Consider the following 23,192-nt stretch of genomic DNA (forward strand, 5'->3'; position numbering starts at 1 on the left):
CTGCGCAACGCGGTATTATCCCAAAAGTCGTTTTGGATCAACAAATTGGGGGGAGAAATTCGCTGGCCTACCCGGCCGATCTTTTTGTTATACATGTTCAGGGTGCCGATCTCCTTGTAATATTTCATTCCATCTTCACTGTTTTGCTGAAGGGAGGCGGTCAAAGAAGGGATAGGATAATCCTTATAGGTATGTGCGTTTATAACTGCCTGTATGCTTTTGGCACTGTCTTTTTTTACAATAGTAAAAAAGGTAAAAATGCCTGCATATATCATACAGTTTACTATTCCTGTGTAAACAATTTTTTTGAGCTCGAATTTTTGAATGGCGAACCGGTAAAAAAGGAATAGGAATGGCAGCTGGATGATTATACTTAGTACCAACAGGTTATAGAACGACAGGGCGTTTTTAAATGTGTTTAACAGGATGGCAACCCTGCTTTCGTTGGTGGAATTTTTTATAGCGAGGTGAATAGCCTGATAAATGTTTCCGCTGTTTATAAATCCCAACACCGCAAGCCCTGCAATAATAAAAACAAGAACATGGAATATTGTTCTGTGCTTTTGGGAAGCTGTTGTTTGCTGAACCTGTTGCTGTAGATAAAAGGCTGCCAGCAGAATGCCAAAAAAAATACTGTACAATTTAAACATGGCAGGATGCCTGAAGGTATTCATCAATGGCAGGGTGTAATATGCCACCGCTCTTAATAAACCCCATTCTCCCAAACTTAGTATAAAGGTGATGATAAAGGCATACTTCAAAAGTCTGATACTTCTTTTGGAAGTTTTAAACAGCATTCCTGAAAGAAAGAAAACAAATGTGAATAACCCAAACCAGGAGTTTCTTTCAATGGGATCGGTTATCTTAAATACAGTTTTATCAAAAACACTCAACGGTGCAACATATGCGACAGTAAGTGCCGGATGCAGGGGATTGCTCATGGCCTCTTCATAGGTGGCTCCTGATCCTCTCTCGGTGCGTGGAAGATAAGGTATATAAGACAGGATGGCCGGTAGGGCAAGACAAACAAAAAGTAGGACGGCAACGACATGCAAACCAGCCATCTTTCTTATAAACCGCACCCTGGTATCTTTTGGCACCCCAACTGTTTTAGCCAGCAGCATTGCTGCCAGCATATACGTAGTAATGATAAATTCTCCGGGATTAGCAGTTGAAAATAATAACCAGAAGAAAAAAGAGAACAACAACGAAGTATATAGGGTGGGGGACTGAAGTAACCTGTAATAAAAAAGGAAAACAACCGGTAAAAAAGCCGAGCCGCTTATCCACAGCAAATACTGACCGGCATCACTGTTAAACCCACATAACATATAGGCCGTGGCGCATAACAGGTTCACCAATGGGTGAATGGAGAAATGACGTAACAGGTAATACATACCAACGCCACCCAGGTAAATATAGAGCAGAGTTTCAATTTGTAATGTATACAGTGTATAGGGGCCAAAAAGAGAGAACAATTGCACTATAGGGTTCCATACACCCGCTTGCATATCCCCATTCAGGGGATACCCGAGGTTGAAATAGGGGGACCAAAATGGAAAATAACCATTGAAAAAGCTTTGGCTCACCTGGTATCTGACAGGAAGAAAATAAATGATGGCATCATTCTTCAGGCTAAACACATGAAAGGTGAGTGGCCAGTAGGTTATCAAACATATAATAAGCAGGATCAGCAATGTGAACAGGTCTTTTTTGCGCGAATAAGCAGGCTGAAAAGATTTCAGTTCGTTCATTTAGGTCTTTTATAATGTTTTATTAATTGCAGTAATTCGCCACATACACTGGGAATAGACAAAAGGGAAATTTTTGAGTTTCCCGGATCGGTCCATTGGGGTAAAGGAATTTCAAGTCCTTTTAACGGCTTGCGTGTTTCGCGGATGCGGAGAAATATTTCAACATCAAAAAGCCACCTGGTTTTAAACGGCGTTGGGGTTATGATTTTTATTATGGCAGGAGTAAATAATTTAGCGCCGCACTGGGTATCATAAATGGCCAACTGATAACGTGTATCGATAATGGTGGTAAGCACTCTTCCACAAAAGTGCCGCAGGCCCGACCTGGTGATGATGTGATTGAGCATTTTAATTCTGGAACCGAAAACGTAATCTGCCTGCTTCTGTTCAGCTATAACCGCAAGTTGTAAAAAATCATCCAGACTGGTCGACAGGTCTGCATCCAAATAACCTATGTAGGCGGAATCGTTGTGATAAAGCGCATGCTCCATGCCTTTAAACACTGCATGGGCCTTGCCTTTATTTTCGGCATATGACAGGATTACGGTGTTTGCCGGGCTTATTTTTTTGATTTCTTCCAGTAAAAGAAGGGTGTTGTCGGTACTGCCATCATTGACAAAGAGTAAAACCACATCGGCCCCTGAATGTAAGAACTGTAAAAAGGGTTCCTTTTTCAATCTGCGTTCTTCATTAAAGCATGGGATTATGATGCTGACTTTTGGCATATGCTGACGGGTATTCTATTTATTAAGCGATAATATCCTGTTTACATATTTACCCATCATATCAAATTCGATATTAACGCCGGCTGATAGTTGTAAGTTTTTGATATTGGTGTGTTCAAACGTATAGGGAATGATGGCCACAGAGAACTCGTTTGCTGAGACATTGAAAATGGTAAGGCTGATGCCGTTCAGGCTGATGGACCCTTTTTCAATAACCAGGTTGGTGAATTGGTCGGGAAAGCGGAACCTGAACTCCCAGCTGCCATCCAGTTCTTTTCTTTCAATACAGGTGGCCGTGGTATCAACATGCCCCTGAACAATATGGCCATCGAGCCGGCCATTCATGATCATACAGCGTTCGAGGTTTACCAGGTCGCCTTTTTGCCAGTGCCCGATGTTGCTTTTTTGAAGCGTTTCGGCAATGGCGGTTACCCGGTGGCGGCTGTCTTGCAAGGCTTCTACCGTGAGGCACACGCCGTTATGGGAAATACTTTGGTCAACTTTCAGTTCATGGGAGAGGGGAGAAGAGATCCAGAAGGTTTTATTAGTGCCTGTAGCTATAACTTCTTCTACCCGGCCGATGGTTTCAATTATTCCTGTAAACATGGGAGCAAAAGTCGGTTTTTTAGGGGATTTTGTGAATTTTGGAAAATTCGGCTATATTTGCAGTCCTAAAAAGTCTTAAAGGAGGTATATTATATTATGCTGATTATCGATTCAAAAGATTGCGAAAATATCGACAAAGCGCTCAAAAAGTACAAAAAGAAATTTGAGAAAGCTAAGATTCTGATTCAGTTAAGAGGACGTCAGTCTTACATTAAACCGTCGGTAGTACGTCGCAATCAGGTGTTGAAAGCTGTGTACAAGCAGAAGATCGCCAGCGGACAGATCGAAGGATAATAACAACTTCGTTGTTAAAATATTAGAATAGCCACTGAACAAGTGGCTTTTCTTGTTTGTGGTATATGATATTATACCTATCTTTTGGTTCAATATGGCCTCTGCTCAACATAACGAAGTAACAGTCAATAACTTTCTGAACTACCTGCGGTTCGAAAAAAGGTATTCTTCCCACACTATTATTGCTTACCAGGAGGACCTGCAGCAATTTTTTACCTACCTGCGCGAGCAGTTCAGTATGCCGGAGCCGGCGCTTGCGGAAATAGCGCCCTCATTTGTACGCAGCTGGCTGGCTTCGCTGAAAGAAAATAAGAACAGCGCCAAAACCATCAACCGCAAGATCTCTTCTTTAAAATCATTCTTTAAATATCACCTGCGTACCGGTGGGTTGGAGCAATCGCCCATGGCTACCATTATATCGCCTAAAACGCCCAAACGTTTGCCGGTGTATGTGGAGCAGAAGGATACAGAAACCCTGTTTAATCATGTGGAGTTTCCCGATACCTGGAGCGGGCATACCGAAAGGCTGATACTGGCTATATTGTATAATACCGGTATGCGGCGCTCGGAACTGGTGAACCTGAAAGAAAGCCAGGTGAATACGGCCGCCAACAGCATTAAGGTATTAGGGAAGGGGAATAAGGAACGGGTGATACCGGTAAGCCCGGCATTGATCAAAGAGATCAATGATTATACAGCTCAGAAAGCCCGTACCCTGGAGCAACCCGACCGGGTGTATTTACTGGTGAATGATAAAGGCCGGAAACTGTATGATAAATATGTGTATGATGCAGTAAAGAAGTATTTAAATGTAGTAACGACTATTGATAAAAAGAGCCCCCACGTATTACGACATACATTTGCTACACATTTAACCAATAATGGCGCCGACCTGAATGCGGTAAAAGAGTTATTAGGTCACTCCAGTTTAGCTGCTACTCAGATATATACCCACAATACCATTGAGAAGTTAAAGGACATTTATAAGAAGGCGCATCCCAAGGCGTAAATGACAATTTTACTAACGAAGATCATGTTGCAGGATGATAGTAATTGTTTGTTTCCCCATGCTAAAGAAATGCTAATAAACCGATAAAGGTTTTGGTGTAGTAAAGCCCATTTTTTTTGACAAATGCAGGGCATTTTTATTTGGTAATACACACTCGTTGTATTATCTTCATAGAGCTTAAATATTGAGCTTATGTAGAAGATAAAAATCCTCATGTTAACCACCTCACTCTATACTCTCACTCAATATAATGGTGGTATTTAAAAATCAGATCTTTCATTTATTGTATAAATATTGTTTCACTGTTAAAATGCGATTGTTATGAACGTAAACATTCAGTCTGTGCGGTTTACTCCTGATGCAAAATTGATCGAATATGTTAATCGTAAACTTCAAAAAATTAATACCTTTCACGACCGCATTATCAAGGTTGACGTATACCTGAAGTTGGATAATGTGGTACATACAATTAAAGACAAAATCGCAGAAATAAGAGTACAGGTCCCACGCCACCAGTTTTTTGTAAAATCAAGTTCCAAGTCTTTTGAAGAGTCATTTGAAAATGCTTTGGAATCGTTGGTTAATCAGGTGAAGAGACAAAAGGAAAAACAAGCTGCCTGAGTTGTGATCGCCCAAATTATTATTTCAGAAATTATACCTTAGTTCACCTTCTAAAACCTCCCCCTTGGGGAGGTTTTTTTATGTCCCTGCGAGAAAGGGTTCAATTTTTCATTGAAAATTCCGGGTAAAGCGTCACTTTTGCAACTGCATAACGGTGTTACCTGAAAGATTTTGCAAATCGTTGAAAACTAGAAAAAAAAACTTCATCAAAATTTTTCCGTTACACAAATTCTCCTACCTTTGCCATCCCTCAAAAAATAGAGGGTACGAAAATGAGGCGAGAGAAGCACTGCACCGGGTTGAGTTTCAATTAATTTGCCGGGTGTTTTGAGGAGGAAATTGAAAGTTTTTTGATAGAATACGCCACTTTAGCTCAGTTGGTAGAGCAACTGATTTGTAATCAGTAGGTCGTTGGTTCGACTCCGACAAGTGGCTCAACAATTCACGTTGTATTTAAATTTGATTTTATCCGGGCAGGTTCCAGAGTGGCCAAATGGGGCGGACTGTAAATCCGCTGTCTTTCGACTTCAGAGGTTCGACTCCTCTCCTGCCCACATCGCCCGCCGATCCGCCAGCTGGCGGAAAAGGCGGGCAAATTCGTGTTAAGTTCTTTTTCAATGGGAAATTAGCTTTTGGCTAATTGGCTCATTAAAATGCGGAAGTAGCTCAGTTGGTAGAGCGACAGCCTTCCAAGCTGTAGGTCGCGGGTTCGAACCTCGTCTTCCGCTCTTTGGGTTTTAGGTTTTTAGCCTCAGAAACCTATCAGCCGTTGTAGCTCAGTGGTAGAGCACTTCCTTGGTAGGGAAGAGGTCGTGAGTTCGATTCTCACTAACGGCTCATAAGATTTTTGAAATGCTGATGAAAATTGTAGCTCAGGGTAGAGCATCCCGACCGTGGTCGGGAAGGTCGCCTGAGTTCGATTCTCACTAACGGCTCATAAGATTTTTGAATTACACTATATCGGCTGCTGACCGGAGGGTACCGGAAAGAGGAGATTGGCTGAGTATAGAACTAAAGATGAAGTGTGCGACGCAACGGAAGCTTCATAGGCTTTCCGGTGCTGGTTACATAAAATCCTTTTTCTTCGCAAGGAGTATAAAGGATGCGTTTTAATAAATTATAAACACCACAACTAAAAACAGATAACGATGTCAAAAGAGACTTTCAAGAGGGATAAACCTCACGTTAACGTTGGTACTATCGGTCACATTGACCACGGTAAAACCACTTTAACTGCCGCCATTACTACTATCCTGGCTAAGTCAGGTTTGGCGACAGCAAAAAAATATGACGAAATCGACGCAGCTCCTGAAGAAAAAGAGCGTGGTATCACAATCAACACCGCGCACGTGGAATATCAAACTGCGAATCGTCACTATGCACACGTGGATTGCCCTGGTCACGCTGACTATGTGAAGAACATGATCACTGGTGCTGCACAGATGGATGGTGCTATTCTGGTTGTGGCTGCTACAGATGGTCCTATGCCCCAGACAAAAGAACACATTCTGCTTGCACGTCAGGTAGGCGTTCCCCGTATGGTGGTATTCATGAATAAAGTTGACCTGGTTGATGATCCAGAGTTACTGGAGCTGGTTGAAATGGAAATCCGCGAGCTGTTAAGCTTCTACGGTTTCGACGGCGACAATACTCCTATCATCAAAGGTTCTGCAACCGGCGCTCTGGCTGGTGAAGAAAAATGGGTTAAAGGTGTATTGGAACTGATGGATGCAGTAGATACTTACATTCCTCTGCCTCCTCGTCCGGTTGACCAACCATTCCTGATGTCAGTTGAAGACGTATTCTCAATCACTGGTCGTGGTACTGTTGCTACCGGCCGTATCGAGAGAGGTCGTGTTAAAGTAGGTGAAGGTGTTGAAATCGTAGGTCTGGTTGAAAAACCATTGACTTCTACTGTAACAGGTGTTGAAATGTTCCGTAAATTGTTGGATGAAGGTGAAGCTGGTGATAACGCTGGTCTGCTGTTACGCGGTATTGAAAAGAAAGATATCCGTCGCGGTATGGTAATCGTAAAACCAGGTTCTATCACTCCTCACACTGAGTTCAGAGGTGAAGTTTACGTACTGAGCAAAGAAGAAGGTGGACGTCACACTCCATTCTTCAACAAATACCGTCCTCAGTTCTACTTCCGTACTACTGACGTTACCGGTGAAGTAGAATTACCTTCCGGTACTGAGATGGTAATGCCTGGTGATAACACCAACCTGCATGTAAAACTGATCCAACCTATTGCGATGGAAAAAGGTCTGAAATTCGCGATCCGCGAAGGTGGCCGTACAGTAGGTGCTGGTCAGGTTACTGAAATCCTGAAATAATCGCCCCATCGGCCCGGAAAAAGGGCTATGAGTGGTAAGCGTTTAGTATATTTGCAAAGTACTTGGGCCTTTTTTGTTCCAGGTACTTTGCTTTCTACGGGCATAGTTCAACGGTAGAATAGAGGTCTCCAAAACCTTCGATCTGGGTTCGAATCCTAGTGCCCGTGCTTGGTTATTTCTCTTAATTCTTTGAATATGAATAAGATATCAACTTACCTCAGGGAATCATACCGGGAATTGGTTGAAAAGGTGACCTGGCCGACGTGGACGCAATTACAGCAGTCTACAGTTATTGTGCTGGTAGCTACCTTGTTAATCACCGGAGTGGTTTGGGTTATGGATCTGGCAGCCCAGACGGCCCTTCATTTTATTTATTCTTTATTTTAATAATGGAACAAGCTACTCAACAACAAGAAACTAAATGGTATGTGCTGCGGGTGGTGAGCGGTAAAGAGCGCAAGGTGAAAGAATACCTTGACAAAGAGATCTCCCGCGGTGGATGGGGCGAGGTGGTGAAGCAAGTGTTTCTGCCTGTGGAAAAGGTTTATAAGGTGCAGAATGGCAAAAAGGTAATGCGTGAAAGAAACTATTACCCAGGCTATGTAATGATTGAAGTGCTGGAAAATAAACTTTCTGACGATTTACGCGAAGCTATTAAGAATACTACCAGTGTGATCCATTTTCTGGGTAAGGAAAATCCTATTGCCCTGCGTAAGGCCGAGGTAAATAAAATGCTCGGTAAAATGGATGAAATGGCAGAAAGTGGCGGCGTGAGCATGAGTGAGCCATTTATTGTTGGTGAAACCATCAAGATCATAGAAGGACCTTTCAACGACTTTAATGGTATCATTGAGGAAGTGAACGACGAAAAGAAGAAGTTGAAAGTAACGGTGAAGATCTTCGGCCGTTCAACGCCGGTAGAGCTGAACTACATGCAGGTTGAAAAATTAAGTTAAGACCTCGCTCGTAAAATACTATAAAACATCTGCCTCAGGGCGGATGTTTTTTTTTGCCCATTTCCCAATAAAAAGGGCGGGTAAAAAGCGGTTGGCCGGAAACGTTTGGGCAAGAAAAAACCTTTCCGCATCGGGAAAGGTTAATCTTTTTGGTTGAAGCAGATCACCTGGATTATCTTATGCCTGCTCGTCTTCCTCATCCTCATCATCTTCATCGTCCATATCATCTTCAACAGATTCTTCAACGTTTTCGTTGTCATCATCGTTTCCTTCCACTTCAATTTCCACCTCATCAATGTCAACTTCGGTATCATTGTCATCAGTATCAACGTCATCATTCCCTTCCATTACAGGAGCAATAATGATGGGCTCATCCTGAACGGATTCAGCAACTGGTTTTGATACAGCTCTTTTCTTTTTAGGTGCTGCTTTTTTAGCTGCCTTTTTAACGGGAGCTTTTGAAGCAACTTTCTTAGCGGCCTTTTTAGGCGCTGCTTTTTTCACTGCTTTCTTAGCGGCCTTTTTTGCTGCTTTTTTAGGAGCGGCTTTCTTGGCTGCTTTTTTCACTGCTTTCTTTGCAGCTTTCTTAGGAGCGGCTTTTTTAGCAGCTTTCTTGGCAGCTTTTTTTGCAGCCTTCTTCACGGCTTTCTTAGCCGCTTTTTTGGCCGGTGATTTCTTAGCTGCCTTCTTAGGTGCGGCTTTTTTTGCTGCTTTTTTCTTTGCTTTGGCCATAGTGTTGATGTGTTTTTTGTTGTTGGTTAATTTCTATAAGAAGAAGCGTTATTACTAATTAAACGCAAAAGCTACGTATAAAAATTCAAATTATAAAAAACTACTCCCTTTTTGCTAACAGTGATCGCCCTTTATACAGGGTGACCAGGCTGTATTATATGCATGTTCTTGCAAAATTCCGGCCATCATTTACGAGTTATTATGATGTGTTCCTGATGAACCGGCAGCATGCAGGCAGACAACCTGTTCCTAAACCCTTCATTGCAATAAAACCCTTATTGGTGGCGGGTTTCAGGCCGGTATAATGCCAGCAGAACAAGCAGGCTGGCCGTTAAAACAAGCCGGTAAATACCAGTATGGAAGCTATCGTTGCTGCGTTGTTGGCCACTGGTTATTGTATGCTTTATTGTTACTTGAAATTAATAAAGCGTTTAACCGGCATTAATACTTCAATGATCGATAAACAGCAAGTGCAAAGGTAGCATATGTCTAAGTAACGTTGGGTTTGTATGATAGTTGTATAAGAAAGGCTGTGGGCAGTAGGCCGTAGTGAATAGGTACCTGCTAAGCCCGGAGCAAAAGACCAAGGGCAAAGGAAGTCGGCAAACGTGAACCGGTTTAGGTTAAGCCGGGAACCGTCGGCAATTTTGGCCTTCCCGGAGACTCCAGTGGAGGGGAGATACAGCCTCGCGTCATTATTCAGCTTGCTAACTTTTCAACCCTTTTAACTTCGAACTAACAAACTAACGACCTGAATAACCTACGAACCTATGAACCCACGAACCCAATAACCCAATAACCTACCAATCTAATCTACGAACTTAATAACCTATGAACCGAACAGGAACATAGAACACAGAACCTGAAACTTGAAGCCTGGATCTTGAAACCAGAAACCAGAAACCAGGAACCCAGGAACTTTGACTGGAACCGGCCCCCATCGTATATTTGGGGTACTTTTTCACTTTTGAAAAAGAATTGCTTTTTTCAAAAATAATCTTACCTTTGCGTCCCCAAAAGAAAGTTCTTTTAAGTTCCCTACAAAATGGGATCAGAGGAATTTGGGAGATCAAGTAGCCTAGCCCTCCGGCAAAGCGAACCATCGTTTGAACCAATAAATCAGTAAACATGGCAAAAGAAATTACCGGCTTCGTAAAGCTACAGGTAAAAGGCGGCCAGGCAAATCCGGCTCCTCCTGTAGGTCCTGCACTGGGTTCCAAGGGTATCAATATCATGGAATTCTGCAAACAATTCAACGCCCGCACGCAGGATAAAATGGGAAAAGTACTTCCCGTATTAATTACCGTTTATAGCGACAAATCGTTTGAGTTTGTAATTAAAACTCCTCCTGCAGCCGTTCAGTTGCTGGAAGCTGCTAAACTGCAAAGCGGTTCTAAAGAGCCTAACCGTAATAAGGTTGGTAAAGTGAACTGGAACCAGGTAGAGGCTATTGCAAAAGACAAAATGCCCGACCTGAATTGTTTCACCTTGGAAAGTGCTATGCGCATGGTGGCTGGTACAGCCCGCAGCATGGGTCTTACCGTGGATGGTAAAGCTCCCTGGGAAAATTAATTGTTCACTGTCCCGGTAAGACGGGGCTCGTAAAACTGAATTACAATGGCAAGAGTTCCTAAAAAAAGAAAAGCAGTCGACGCGAAAGTCGATAAAAATAAAGTGTATTCACTGAAAGAGGCTTCCTCTATCGTGAAAACTGTTAATACAACCAAGTTTGATGCATCGGTAGACATTCACATCCGTTTGGGTGTTGACCCCAAGAAAGCCGATCAGGCTATTCGTGGTACCGTTATCCTGCCTCATGGTACTGGTAAAACAAAAAAAGTACTGGTTTTATGTACGCCCGATAAAGAAGCTGATGCAAAAGCAGCCGGCGCTGATTTTGTTGGCCTGGATGAGTTTGTTCAAAAAATTGAAGGTGGCTGGACTGACGTAGACGTTATCATCGCTACACCTTCAGTGATGCCTAAAATTGGTAAACTGGGTAAGATCTTAGGTCCACGTAACCTGATGCCCAACCCTAAAACAGGTACTGTTACCAATGATGTAGCTGCAGCTGTAAACGATATGAAAGGTGGTAAGATCGCCTTCAAGGTTGATAAAGCTGGTATCATTCACGCTTCTATCGGCCGTGTAAGCTTCAGCCCTGAGAAAATTGCTGAGAACAGCCACCAGCTGATCGATGCAATCGTAAAGGCAAAGCCTTCTTCTGCAAAAGGCACTTACCTGAAAAGCGTGTTCATGGCCAGCTCTATGAGTCCGGCTATTGCAGTTGACACAAAATCTTTAATGAACTAAACTTTAATAACGCGACGAAGTAGTTTCGGTTAGCCGGGATTATGAGTTGAACCAATAAAAATTTAGCGTTATGACAAAACAGGAAAAAAATGAAGTAATTGAAGTATTGAAGGAGAAGTTTTCTCAATACAACAATTTCTATGTTACCAATACTGAATCATTAACGGTTGCTCAGGTAGTTAATCTGCGCCGTGTATGCTTCAACAAGAAAATTGAAATGAAAGTGGCCAAAAATACCCTCATTCGCAAGGCGCTGGAAGCCCTGGACGAAAAAAGGTATGCTGGCATGTTCGATTCTCTGAACGGCGTTACTGCCATCATGTTCAGTGAAAATGCAAAAGAGCCCGCGCTGATCATCAGCGATTTCCGTGCTGCCAATACAAAAGGTAAAAATGTTTTCACGAAACCTGAGTTGAAAGCTGCTTTCATCGATGGCGATGTGTTCGTAGGCGACAATCAATTGCAAACCCTGACTACCCTGAAAAGCAAAAACGACCTTATCGGGGAAATCATCGGTCTGTTGCAATCACCTGCAAAGAATGTTATCAGCGGCCTGAACGCTGGCAACAAACTGGCTGGTTTGATCAAAGCATTAGAAGATCGCGCTCAGTAATTGCTGATCGTAATCTCAACATATTAACCCTTGCCTGAGGGTTATTTCAAACAAATTTTTTTAAACATCCGCCGGAGCACAGGCATTGAAGGCGGGAAAAATTTACAACAATGGCAGATTTAAAAGCATTCGCAGAACAGTTAGTAAGCCTGACTGTTAAAGAAGTTAACGAGTTAGCAAAGATCCTGAAAGAAGAGTATGGCATCGAGCCTGCAGCTGCTGCTGTAGCTATCGCTGGTCCTGCTGGTCCCGCTGCTGCTGCTGCAGAAGAAAAAACTGCTTTCGACGTTATCCTGAAAAACGGTGGCCCTAACAAACTGAACGTAGTTAAAGTAGTTAAAGAATTAACTGGTCTTGGCCTGAAAGAAGCTAAAGACTTAGTTGATGGCGCTCCAAAACCAGTTAAAGAAGGTATCAGCAAAGCTGATGCTGACGCTCTGGTTGCTAAGCTGAAAGAAGCTGGCGCTGAAGTAGAAGTTAAGTAATTAAACTTCCAACTAGCTATACGAGCCCCGGTGTTTACACCGGGGTTTTTTTATTATATGGGGGAAAACCATTTTCGTAAGTTTTATTTTCATAGTTTAGTAGTCTCCTTTATATAACATATAATCAAATATGAAACGGGTCTCCCTCAAAGATATAGCTCGCATAGCCGATGTGTCGCCTTCAACTGTATCGTTTGTCCTGAATGGCAAGGCTAAACAAATGCGCATCAGTGAAACGCTTGCCAGTAAGATCATGGAGGTGGCTAAAAAGGAAGGATACCACCCCAACCCGGTGGCGGTAAGCCTAAGAACCGGAAAATCACAAATTTTAGGACTGATCGTTGAATCCATTTCGGGTAACTTTTTTGCTTCGCTTTCGCGGATCATTGAAGAGGAAGCCGCCCGCTTTGGCTATAAGATAGTGTACACAAGTACCGAAAATAAGCTGCAGAAGGGTAAGGAACTGATAGGTATGCTGGCGCAACGCCAGGTGGATGGCTACATTATTACACCCACCCCGGGTATGGAACAGGATATTAACGAGCTGATCGCCGACAATAAACCTGTTGTACTGATGGACAGCTATTTTCCCGGAATAGATGTGCCCCACGTGCTCGTTAATAACTACGAAGGGGTAAAGAAAGGCATGGCCCACCTGATTGAAAAAGGCTATCGCCGTATTGGATTTGTGACCGTTGACCTGAACCTGGTGCAAATGGAAGAGCGGTTAAAAGCCTACCACGATACCATGCATAATGAAGGGCTGGAAGCCGATAACCTGGTGCTGACCCTGAAATACGAAGAAGAAAAAGAGAAAGGCATACAACAGGTGACTGATTTTATCAAGAACACACCTGAACTGGAAGCCGTGTTCTTTGCTACCAACTACCTGGGTTTGCTGGGGCTGGAAGGCATTCACCGCCTGGGTTTAAAACTGCCCGATGACCTGGCCATGATCTGTTTTGATGACCATGATGTATTCCGTTTGTATCCGCCCGGCATTACCTGCATTCAGCAGCCGGCTGAAGAAATTGCCAAAACTGCCCTGGAGTTGCTGATGGAGCAGATGGGAAAGGGCAATAACGCTTCCGGAGAAACCAAGATCGAGATCTCTCCAGGCCTGGTAATACGTGGTACTACAGAATATGTACAGAAAGTAAAATAAATGTTCAGTGACAGGCCAGCAAGATGCCTGCAAAGTTTTGCGTCTTTAATTACCAAAACAGCCTGTTTACTTTAAATTCTTCCACACAAGTTCCTGCACGATGTAGGTCGTAATTGGCTTATGCCAAGCATTGCATATTATTATTGGATATGCAGTTTCCTGCCTGCAAAAAATTAACCGGTAGGCTTGATAAATATTTTGCAAAAACGTTTTAGAATCACTAATTTTAATTTGCAAAAACGAATTGTCATATGCGCCTACAGAAATTCCATTACCATCATTGTTTTTGTTTGAACGATACAAAAGCAGCCAGTAGTTAAGGCTGTCCTTTTATAATCTGCCCCTAAATTAGTGCATCATTCTTTCAGGTAACGGCAATTGCATTATGCATTCCCTACCTAAGTATACCCCTTTTTGGTTCCTTGGTATGATAACACAGGAGTTGGTCTATTCCTGATGTGTGCTTGCGTATTTACACTTTCACTTAAAAACTTCAGCGTTTTTGCTCAATTAGCTACAACGATATAGTAATTATTTAATAACCAAAGCATGCGTATGAAAAAGCAGTTTTATTTTATCGGGCGGCTATGTCTGCTAAGTTTCCTCGCACTATTAATTTCAACCTTAACGTTTTCACAAAACCGCCTAATCAGCGGTAAAGTGACCGATGCAAAAGACGGTACACCACTGCCCGGTGTATCGGTACAGGTAAAAGGTCAAAACACCGGAGCAACTACCGATATAAATGGTAGTTTCAGTATCAGTGTTGTGCCCGGCACCACGCTTACGTTTACCCACACGGGTTATGAAGGCTTTCAGATTAAGGTAGGAGAGCAGGAAACCCTCGATGTTCAATTGCAGTTAAGTAAAGGCTCAATGAGCGAAGTGGTGGTGATCGGTTATGGTACCGCCAGGAAAAAAGACCTTACGGGTTCGGTTGGTTCGGTAAAAGCCTCCCAACTGCAGGAGCGGCCGGCAGCTTCGGTGAACGAAGCATTATCAGGTCGTATTGCGGGTGTTCAGGTAACTACCAACTCAGGTCGCCCCGGCGGTCAAACCATGATCCGCATCCGCGGCTTCAGTTCCATCAACTCATCAAACAACCCGTTGTATGTTGTGGATGGGGTGTATATACCCATCGGCAACCAGACCCTGAACAGTAATTCTATTGATTACATTAACCCGAATGATATTGCTTCGGTAGAAGTACTGAAGGACGCGTCGGGAACTGCCATTTACGGCGCCCGCGGCGCCAACGGCGTAGTGCTTATTACCACTAAACGTGGCACCAACGGACCGGCAAGAATTACTTATGATGGTAATTACAGTGTACCAACCATTGGTCCAAAAAGAGTGCACATGCTGAATGCCCAACAGTACCTCGATCTCGAAGATCTGGCCTATGATAATATAAAAGTATATGACCCGGACGGATGGGCGGCCGGAACCTATTCTCAAGCTGTAGATCCAAGGGTAAAGAGGTTGAGCCTGCCCAACATGTTTGATGCCAATGGTAAGCCTTTGTATAATACCGACTGGCTGAAAGAATCTTTACAACATAAGCTTTCACAGAACCATCAGATAGGTGTTACTGGCGGAAGCGACAACAATTTATATGGATTGTTCCTGAACTATCGCGATGATAATGGCCTACTGCTTAATTCTTATCTGAAACGGTATGCAGCGCGGTTTGTATTGGACCTGAAACCGAAAGAATGGTTGAGAATGGGCGGTAGTATAAGCTATAATAACCAGGAAGAAAACCTGGTAGACCAGGGTACCGGCGGGTTGAACTCTGTGCGCATGATCACAGAATCATTCCCCTTTTTGCCCGTCAAATTTGATGATGGAACCTGGGGCGATAATTACCTGTACCCAGGCGCCGAAGGTGGTAGCAACCCGGTTCACATTATGACCGACAGAAAATATATTGTGAATGTGCAGAACATGCTTGGGCATTCTTATATAAACCTTATACTCGGCAATGGTTTCGATATCAAAAGCCAGGTGGGAGTGAGTGTTATACAAAGACAGGAAAACCAGTTCAGTGGCCGGGGGCTTTCCAATATCTCCATGGACCAAAAGGGTACCGCCAGTATTTTTGATAACCGTGAAATATACTGGTCGTCTGAAACATTCCTGAACTACAACAAAACTTTTCACGAAGATCATACCGTGTCTGGCTTAGTGGGGCTTTCCTGGCAGGGAACAAATTATGTTTCCAATAACTCCAGCGCCGAGAATTTTTCGACCGACTTTTTCCAGTATAATAACCTGGGCCAGGGGAGTGTGCAGAATGCATCCAGTTCAGGCAAAAGCAATTTTGCTTTCAATTCTTACTTTGGTCGCGTGAATTATGGCTACAAGCAAAAATACATGGTTACGGTAACGGGTCGTATTGATGGAAGTTCAAAATTCGGTGACAACCATAAGTACGCATTTTTCCCTTCGGCAGGTGTAGCCTGGAATGCCAGCAACGAAGATTTTCTTAAAAACAACAAAACCATTTCCCATCTTAAACTGCGTGTAAGCACCGGTTTAACTGGTAACTCAGAAATTGCGCCCTATTCATCAGACGCCTTACTGGGATCTTATACGGGCATTATTAACAACGCCCGATTCTCAGGTGTTGGTACAGGCAGGTTGGGCAACCCTGATCTGAAATGGGAAAAAACGGCCCAAACAGATGTTGGTGTTGAATTGGGGTTGTTGGAGAACAGGATCAACCTGGAATTTGATGCTTACTATCGCAAAACAACCGACATGCTGCTGGATGCGCCCATACCAAGATCAACCGGTTATGCTTCTTATTTCAGGAATGTAGGCAGCATGGAGAATAAGGGGCTTGAGTTTGGTTTGAAAACAGTCAATATCAAAACGCAGGACTTCTCCTGGAACACGACCTTTAATATTTCCTTTAACAGAAATAAAGTGCTTTCCCTGGCCACGCCTGCACCCATCTTCTCGGGCAATCCGAACTTTTTATCAAACACCGGTATCATCCAGGTTGGTAAACCAGTTGGTTCCTTCTGGGGCCTGATACGGGAGGGTGTATGGACAGAATCTGAAAGGGCAGAGGCTGCGAAGTATACCAGCTATCGCGCTGGTAAAACCATTTTACCGGGCGATTTAAAATACCGTGATATAAACGGGGATTATGCAATAAATGATCTCGACAGGGTGATCATTGGTAATGGTAATCCCAAGGGCTGGGGTTCTTTCAGCAATGATTTCAGCTATAAGAATTTCGATCTGCTTATTGAACTTGCTTTCATGTATGGAAACGATATCCTGAACCAAACGCACCACTCCGGTGAAGACAGAACAGGTATTGCCAACAGCTTCAGTTCTGTGCTGGATTATTATCAGGCTGGTAAGAATGACCACAATACCATGATCGCTACCATTCGTGATACCCGGGCCGGTTATGTAACCAATGTGGATAGCCGCTGGGTGGAAGATGGTTCTTTTCTTCGCGGAAAGAATTTGTTATTGGGCTATAATGTACCTGCCAGGTTGTTTGAGCGCTGGAAGTTAAGCAAGCTGCGGGTAACCGCTTCTGTGCAGAACTTCTTCCTGAAAACAAAGTTCTCGGGTAACGATCCGGAGGTAACCACTTACAGTAACGCCTTTGCACAGGGCCAAACCTTCTTTGATTATCCCAAGCCAACTACCTATAGCCTGGGTATAAATGTTGGATTGTAATAATTAACATTAAACAAGCTCATATGAAACGCTGCAAGATAAATTCGCTATATATTCTACTGATAGGTGCCTTGGTAATGACAGCCACTGGCTGTAAAAAATGGCTGGTTGACCAGGATAATGATCCAACGAACCTGGCGCCTGACAATTACTATACGCTGCCCGGTCACGCTGATGCTGCCATTGCCGCAGCGTACGACAGAACCCGGTTCTTTGCCGGTGGCGCCGGCATATTTGCCAATAATTTCTCCATGCTCGAAATGCCTACCGGTACGGCCAAAACCGAAACGGGGCAAAATACTGACCTGAACAATCTGTTAGGTCTTAGCTATAACGGCGACAATGTGTTCGTGCTTAACTGGTGGACCAGCCTGTACCAGGTAATTGCCCAAACCAACCTGGTTTTGGACAGGGTGCCTGCCATAAAAATGGACGATGCGCCAAAGAAAAAGGTATTGGGCGAAGCGCAGTTTTTACGGGCGTGGTCCTATTTTTACCTGGTACGCCTGTATGGGGATGTGCCTTTGCTTACAACGTCTATTTTAAAAGTACAGGACCCTATGACGTATGCCGGCCGTACGACAAAAGATTCGGTTTACCTGCAGATTGTAACCGATCTGAAGAATGCGGAAGCTTCAGGACTGCCCTGGACCGATGGCGGCGGGCGTGCTTCGCTGGGCGCTGTAAAATCGCTGTTGGCTGAAGTGTATTTAACCATGGCCGGGTATCCGATGAATAAGGGAAAAGAATATTATAAACTGGCGGCCGATAAAGCAAATGAGGTAATTACCAGTGGCCAGTTTAAACTGTTTGACAACTATAACAGGTTGCACGATGAGAGAGAGGAAAACAAGACTGAGCAGATCTTTGAAATTCAATTCCTGGCAGGGGTTGCCAACAATGGAAACCAGGCTTTATTGTTACCCAACTTTAAAGAAATTTCAGCTTATGGCACTGAAGTAGGTTCCACTACCCCTACAACGCAATTCTTTAATTCATTTGAACCGGGTGACAAGAGAACTGAAGACCGGAAGGGTTTCTTTTATACCTCTTATTATGATGAGGGTTATAAGACTTTGAAACAGTTGGGAGCCCCTTATATATATAAGCATTTTGATTCCCTTGCAATCGGCATAGAAGGTGTTAAGGGAACCGCCAACAGCGGATTGAACTGGATGAACATCCGGTATGCACAGGTATTGCTTACCTATGCCGAGGCGCAGAATGAAACTGATGCCGGTGTAAACCAGGCTGCTGTGGATGCCCTAAAACAAATCCGCGACCGGGCCGGCCTGATAACGGGAACCCTGGGAACTTATACCCAGGCTACGTTCAGAGAAGCTGTTTGGAAAGAACGCTGGCATGAGCTGTGTTATGAAGGAGTAACCTGGTTTGATATGGTGCGGCTGAAAAAAGCATACAAGGAAAGCAGCAACACTTTTGAAGACTTTGTGGGCCATAAATTACCTGAAAGTGGCGCTACGCTGTCAGCCAAACATTTGTTGTTTCCGTTGCCAACTATTGAAATGCAAAACAATCCTAATCTGAGGCCTCAAAACGACGGCTACCCCGGTGTATAAACCTTAATAGTATAGTAAGGAAACATATAACAAGCCGCAAAGCCGCCCCGCTTTGCGGCTTGTTTTTTAGGGTAGAGGGCAGTGCGTTTTGGTAAAATGGGAAGAAGTACGTAAATTGAAAACATGAAGCACAACTATCGCTTTATTTTTCAATGTGTTACAACCGAGAAAAAAATTACAGGAGTGGCGGCAGGATAATGTGAATAAATTATTGTCCGTTCAGGTATATTTCTTACCTTTGCCCTCCATTTTTCACAAAAGCTAATTAGCAGAGGTACGTTGCTACATGGCCAATTTAACATAACTGCCTCTTTTATAATTCTTTGGGAGTTTAACCTTTACAGTTCAACCAGAACGAAAAAGGAGTAAAATTCTCAAGGAAAATTTTTTTTGTCTATAGATGTTTTGTCGTTCGAACAATTTAAAAACCGGTTTTAAGCAATATGTCTTCAACAAAACTGTCAACAAGGGTCAACTTCGGGAAAATTAAAAACCTTTCTGAGGCTCCTGACTTACTAGAAGTACAAATTCAATCCTTCAAAGAGTTTTTCCAGTTAGAAACTACGCCCGATAAGCGTAACATTGAAGGGTTGTTTAAAGTGTTCAAGGAAAACTTCCCCATTACTGATACACGAAACATATTCGTGTTGGAGTTTTTGGACTATTTCATAGACCCGCCCCGCTACACCATTGAAGAGTGTATGGAGCGTGGATTAACATATGCTGTTCCCCTGAAAGCAAAACTGAGGCTCAGTTGTAATGACGAAGAGCACGTTGACTTCCAGACCATCGTTCAGGATGTGTTCCTGGGGAACATTCCTTATATGACCCCCCGCGGTACCTTCGTGATAAACGGAGCTGAGCGCGTGGTGGTTTCTCAATTACACCGTTCACCTGGTGTATTCTTCGGTCAGTCCATTCACCCCAACGGTACCAAGATCTATTCTGCCCGCGTAATTCCTTTCAAAGGTGCGTGGATGGAGTTCGCTACCGATATCAACAACGTAATGTATGCGTACATCGACCGTAAGAAGAAATTCCCGGTTACCACGTTGTTGCGTTCAATCGGTTACGAAACTGATAAAGACATCCTGGAACTGTTCGGCATGGCCGATGAAGTGAAAAGCGATAGAAAATCACTGCAGAAATACCTGGGCAAACGCCTGGCTGCCCGTGTATTAAGAACATGGGTTGAAGATTTCGTAGACGAAGATACCGGTGAGGTTGTGTCTATTGAAAGAAACGAGGTAGTGCTGGAGCGCGATACCGTGCTGGATGAAGAAGCAGTAGATATGATCGCCGATATGGACGCGAAGAGCGTATTCGTGCAAAAAGAAGATGTAGGTGGTGACTACGCTATCATCTATAACACCCTCAATAAAGATACTTCAAACAGTGAGCTGGAAGCCGTTCAGCACATCTACCGCCAATTGCGCGGAGCCGATGCGCCGGATGATGAAACAGCCCGCGGTATCATTGATAAATTGTTCTTCAGCGACAAGCGTTACGATTTAGGGGAAGTAGGTCGCTACAAGATCAACCGCAAGCTGTTGTTGAATCAGCCGCTCGATCAGAAGACCTTAACAAAAGAAGATATCATCGAGATCATTAAATACCTGGTTCGTTTAACCAATGGTAAAGCGGAAATCGATGACATCGATCACCTGAGCAACCGTCGTGTACGTACCGTAGGTGAGCAGTTATATGCTCAGTTCGGTGTTGGTTTGGCCCGTATGGCCCGTACCATCCGCGAACGTATGAACGTACGTGATAATGAGGTGTTCACCCCGGTTGACCTGATCAACGCCAGAACGTTGTCATCAGTGATCAACTCCTTCTTTGGTACCTCTCAGTTGTCGCAGTTCCTCGATCAAACCAACCCGCTGAGTGAGATCACGCACAAGCGTCGTATCTCCGCACTCGGACCCGGTGGTTTGAGCCGTGAAAGAGCCGGTTTCGAGGTTCGTGACGTACACTACAGCCACTACGGTCGTTTGTGTACCATTGAAACACCAGAAGGTCCGAACATCGGTTTGATCTCTACGCTTTGCGTACACGCGAAGATCAACGAAATGGGCTTCATTGAAACGCCATACCATAAAGTAGAAGCCGGAAAGGTTGACCTGAAAAAGCTCACCTTCCTGAGTGCTGAGGAAGAAGATAATGCCAAGATCGCCCAGGCAAGTTCGCCGCTCGATGAGAAAGGTCACTTCGTAGAAGAAAAGATCACTTCCCGTCAAACCGGTGACTTCCCGATCCTCGATCAGAATGAGGTGGAATTCATGGACGTGGCGCCTAACCAGATCGTTGGTTTGAGTGCTTCGCTGATCCCCTTCCTTGAGCATGATGACGCCAACCGTGCGCTGATGGGATCGAACATGCAACGTCAGGCTGTACCGCTGATCCGTCCTGAAAGCCCGATCGTGGGTACAGGTTTGGAAGGTAAAGCTGCCCGCGATGCCCGTGTACAGATCCTGTCTGAAGGCGAAGGTGTGGTAGAGTACGTTGATGGTAGTGAAATTCATGTTCGCTACGACCGTACCGAAGCTGACCGTTTGGTGAGCTTTGAAGATGACCTGAAAGTTTACAAACTGACCAAATTCATAAAAACCAACCAGGAAACCTGTATCAACCACAAACCTGCGGTTAGAAAAGGACAACGCATGAAAAAAGGCGACTTCCTTACTGAAGGTTATGCGGTACAGGGTGGAGAACTGGCTTTAGGCCGTAACCTGAAAGTGGCGTTCATGCCATGGAAAGGATACAACTTCGAGGATGCCATCGTAATCAGCGAAAGAGTAGCCAAGGAAGACCTGTTCACTTCTATTCACATTTCTGAATATGAACTGGAAGTACGTGATACCAAACTGGGTGAAGAAGAGCTGACACCAGATATTCCAAACGTATCGGAAGAAGCTACCAAAGACCTGGATGAAAATGGTATCATTCGTTTAGGTGCCGCCATTAAAGAGGGCGATATCCTGATCGGTAAGATCACTCCAAAGGGAGAAAGCGATCCTACACCGGAAGAAAAACTGTTACGCGCCATCTTCGGTGATAAAGCCGGTGATGCCAAAGACGCTTCTTTGAAAGCGCCAAACGGGGTAGAAGGTGTTGTGATCGGTAAAAAGCTGTTCCAACGCGCCAAAAAAGACAAGAACGCGAAGATCCGTGAGAAGGCTGCTCTGGAAAAGCTGGAAAAAGTGCACGAGAAAAACGAAGAAGACCTGAAAGAAGAATTGTTGAATAAACTGCAAACGCTGTTGAAAGACAAAGCTTCTGCCGGTGTAAACAACAACTTCGGTGAAGTGCAGATCGGTAAAGGCGCCAAATTCAATCCAAAGAACCTGGGTTCTATCGACTATCAAAACGTAAACCCGCTGGGCTGGACTGGTGACGCGTCAATCGATGATGCCATCAATACCCTGTTGCACAACTACAACATCAAGTACAACGAAGAACTGGGTAGATATAAGAGAGAGAAATTCAACATTTCAATAGGGGATGAATTACCTGCCGGTGTGTTGAAACTGGCTAAAGTATACCTGGCTGTTAAGCGTAAGCTGAAAGTGGGTGATAAAATGGCCGGTCGCCACGGTAACAAAGGTATCGTTGCCAAGATCGTGCGTGCTGAAGACATGCCGTTCCTGGAAGACGGAACTCCTGTTGACATTGTGTTGAACCCGTTGGGGGTACCTTCCCGTATGAACCTGGGCCAGATCTATGAAACTGTATTAGGCTGGGCCGGTTTGAAACTGGGTGTGAAGTTCGCTACACCGATCTTCGATGGTGCTACTACCGACGAAATTGCTCAAAACATCGATAATGCAGGTTTACCAAGCTACGGCCATACGCACCTGTATGATGGTGAAACCGGTGACCGCTTTCACCAGAAAGCTACCGTGGGTGTTATTTATATGATTAAACTGCACCACATGGTTGATGATAAGATGCACGCCCGTTCAATCGGACCCTACAGTCTTATCACACAACAGCCTTTGGGTGGTAAAGCTCAGTTCGGTGGTCAGCGTTTTGGTGAAATGGAGGTGTGGGCGCTTGAAGCATATGGTGCTTCGAACATCCTGCAGGAATTGCTTACGCTTAAATCGGATGATATTATCGGCCGTGCAAAAACCTATGAGGCAATTGTTAAGGGTGATAATATTCCAAGAGCCGGTATTCCTGAATCGTTCAATGTATTGGTGCATGAACTGAGAGGTTTGGGTCTTGACCTGAAATTCGAATAGTAGAGTAGCGAACTGAACGTTGAAGGGTGCGACGCAACGGAAGTTGAAAAG

19 protein-coding genes and 5 tRNA genes are annotated in these 23,192 nt (G+C 44.1%); 19 read left to right on the forward strand and 5 right to left on the reverse strand.

All coding sequences use genetic code 11. The annotated features are described in order from the left end of the window. The 3 genes from ACJ751_RS02710 to ACJ751_RS02720 form a co-directional block, all read right to left on the reverse strand. Positions 1-1,754 (reverse strand): hypothetical protein (locus tag ACJ751_RS02710; RefSeq protein ID WP_407743839.1); only part of this gene is annotated, 1,754 nt, incomplete at its 3' end. After that, positions 1,751-2,479, reverse strand: coding sequence for a glycosyltransferase (locus tag ACJ751_RS02715; protein WP_407743840.1), 729 nt, complete (start codon positions 2,477-2,479; stop codon positions 1,751-1,753). The genes ACJ751_RS02710 and ACJ751_RS02715, both read right to left, overlap by 4 nt. Positions 2,480-2,494: 15 nt before the next feature. Continuing rightward, entirely contained in the window at positions 2,495-3,085 is a 591-nt protein-coding gene (locus ACJ751_RS02720; RefSeq protein ID WP_407743841.1) for a riboflavin synthase, read from the reverse strand. 96 nt (positions 3,086-3,181) lie between these two features. Between ACJ751_RS02720 and rpsU the strand changes: the two genes are divergently transcribed. The 11 genes from rpsU to nusG all read left to right on the forward strand — a co-directional run bounded on the left by rpsU (position 3,182) and on the right by nusG (position 8,301). Continuing rightward, on the forward strand, positions 3,182-3,379 hold the full coding sequence (gene rpsU / locus ACJ751_RS02725; protein WP_407743842.1) for a 30S ribosomal protein S21: 198 nt from the start codon (positions 3,182-3,184) through the stop codon (positions 3,377-3,379). Between the two features lie 94 nt (positions 3,380-3,473). Further along, entirely contained in the window at positions 3,474-4,388 is a 915-nt protein-coding gene (locus ACJ751_RS02730; RefSeq protein WP_407743843.1) for a tyrosine-type recombinase/integrase, read from the forward strand. 321 nt (positions 4,389-4,709) lie between these two features. Continuing rightward, the gene (locus ACJ751_RS02735) at positions 4,710-5,009 is read left to right on the forward strand and encodes an HPF/RaiA family ribosome-associated protein (RefSeq protein ID WP_407743844.1); all 300 of its coding nucleotides are present in this window, start codon (positions 4,710-4,712) and stop codon (positions 5,007-5,009) included. 362 nt (positions 5,010-5,371) lie between these two features. Beyond that, positions 5,372-5,444: transfer RNA gene (locus ACJ751_RS02740), tRNA-Thr, on the forward strand. Positions 5,445-5,480: 36 nt separating this feature from the next. Continuing rightward, positions 5,481-5,563, forward strand: a tRNA-Tyr gene (locus tag ACJ751_RS02745). 101 nt (positions 5,564-5,664) lie between these two features. Further along, positions 5,665-5,737: transfer RNA gene (locus tag ACJ751_RS02750), tRNA-Gly, on the forward strand. A gap of 37 nt (positions 5,738-5,774) precedes the next feature. Then, positions 5,775-5,846, forward strand: a tRNA-Thr gene (locus ACJ751_RS02755). Between the two features lie 311 nt (positions 5,847-6,157). Beyond that, the gene (tuf, locus tag ACJ751_RS02760; protein WP_407743845.1) at positions 6,158-7,345 is read left to right on the forward strand and encodes an elongation factor Tu; all 1,188 of its coding nucleotides are present in this window, start codon (positions 6,158-6,160) and stop codon (positions 7,343-7,345) included. Positions 7,346-7,441: 96 nt separating this feature from the next. Continuing rightward, a tRNA-Trp gene (locus tag ACJ751_RS02765) sits at positions 7,442-7,512 on the forward strand. A gap of 28 nt (positions 7,513-7,540) precedes the next feature. Beyond that, on the forward strand, positions 7,541-7,732 hold the full coding sequence (gene secE, locus ACJ751_RS02770) for a preprotein translocase subunit SecE (protein ID WP_407743846.1): 192 nt from the start codon (positions 7,541-7,543) through the stop codon (positions 7,730-7,732). A gap of 2 nt (positions 7,733-7,734) precedes the next feature. Then, complete coding sequence (gene nusG / locus ACJ751_RS02775) at positions 7,735-8,301, forward strand: transcription termination/antitermination protein NusG (RefSeq protein WP_407743847.1); 567 nt, start codon at positions 7,735-7,737, stop codon at positions 8,299-8,301. Between the two features lie 177 nt (positions 8,302-8,478). Here nusG and ACJ751_RS02780 read toward each other — a convergent pair whose 3' ends face one another. Beyond that, positions 8,479-9,033 carry a hypothetical protein gene (locus ACJ751_RS02780; protein WP_407743848.1) on the reverse strand — a complete coding sequence of 185 codons (555 nt, stop codon included), beginning with the start codon at positions 9,031-9,033 and terminating at the stop codon, positions 8,479-8,481. 821 nt (positions 9,034-9,854) lie between these two features. Further along, positions 9,855-10,163, reverse strand: a complete 309-nt coding sequence (locus tag ACJ751_RS02785) for a hypothetical protein (protein ID WP_407743849.1) — start codon at positions 10,161-10,163, stop codon at positions 9,855-9,857. On the opposite strand from ACJ751_RS02785, the gene rplK reads away from it, so the two are divergent. The 8 genes from rplK to rpoB all read left to right on the forward strand — a co-directional run bounded on the left by rplK (position 10,162) and on the right by rpoB (position 23,141). After that, positions 10,162-10,605, forward strand: a complete 444-nt coding sequence (rplK, locus tag ACJ751_RS02790; protein ID WP_014221090.1) for a 50S ribosomal protein L11 — start codon at positions 10,162-10,164, stop codon at positions 10,603-10,605. The genes ACJ751_RS02785 and rplK overlap by 2 nt on opposite strands. A 45-nt stretch (positions 10,606-10,650) precedes the next feature. Next, positions 10,651-11,346, forward strand: coding sequence for a 50S ribosomal protein L1 (gene rplA, locus ACJ751_RS02795; protein ID WP_407743850.1), 696 nt, complete (start codon positions 10,651-10,653; stop codon positions 11,344-11,346). A 70-nt stretch (positions 11,347-11,416) separates the two neighbouring features. Beyond that, positions 11,417-11,959 carry a 50S ribosomal protein L10 gene (rplJ, locus tag ACJ751_RS02800; protein ID WP_407743851.1) on the forward strand — a complete coding sequence of 181 codons (543 nt, stop codon included), beginning with the start codon at positions 11,417-11,419 and terminating at the stop codon, positions 11,957-11,959. A 110-nt stretch (positions 11,960-12,069) separates the two neighbouring features. Then, positions 12,070-12,444 carry a 50S ribosomal protein L7/L12 gene (gene rplL, locus ACJ751_RS02805; protein WP_407743852.1) on the forward strand — a complete coding sequence of 125 codons (375 nt, stop codon included), beginning with the start codon at positions 12,070-12,072 and terminating at the stop codon, positions 12,442-12,444. Positions 12,445-12,574: 130 nt separating this feature from the next. After that, positions 12,575-13,609 carry a LacI family DNA-binding transcriptional regulator gene (locus ACJ751_RS02810; RefSeq protein ID WP_407743853.1) on the forward strand — a complete coding sequence of 345 codons (1,035 nt, stop codon included), beginning with the start codon at positions 12,575-12,577 and terminating at the stop codon, positions 13,607-13,609. Between the two features lie 555 nt (positions 13,610-14,164). Beyond that, positions 14,165-17,314 (forward strand): SusC/RagA family TonB-linked outer membrane protein, encoded by a 3,150-nt coding sequence (locus ACJ751_RS02815; RefSeq protein WP_407743854.1) that lies wholly within the window; start codon positions 14,165-14,167, stop codon positions 17,312-17,314. Between the two features lie 23 nt (positions 17,315-17,337). Then, positions 17,338-18,894 (forward strand): RagB/SusD family nutrient uptake outer membrane protein, encoded by a 1,557-nt coding sequence (locus ACJ751_RS02820; RefSeq protein WP_407743855.1) that lies wholly within the window; start codon positions 17,338-17,340, stop codon positions 18,892-18,894. Between the two features lie 443 nt (positions 18,895-19,337). Then, the gene (gene rpoB / locus ACJ751_RS02825) at positions 19,338-23,141 is read left to right on the forward strand and encodes a DNA-directed RNA polymerase subunit beta (RefSeq protein WP_407743856.1); all 3,804 of its coding nucleotides are present in this window, start codon (positions 19,338-19,340) and stop codon (positions 23,139-23,141) included. Positions 23,142-23,192 lie beyond the last annotated feature (51 nt).

Origin of the sequence: Niastella sp. (assembly GCF_045805085.1) — a bacterium.
GTDB lineage: Bacteria > Bacteroidota > Bacteroidia > Chitinophagales > Chitinophagaceae > Niastella.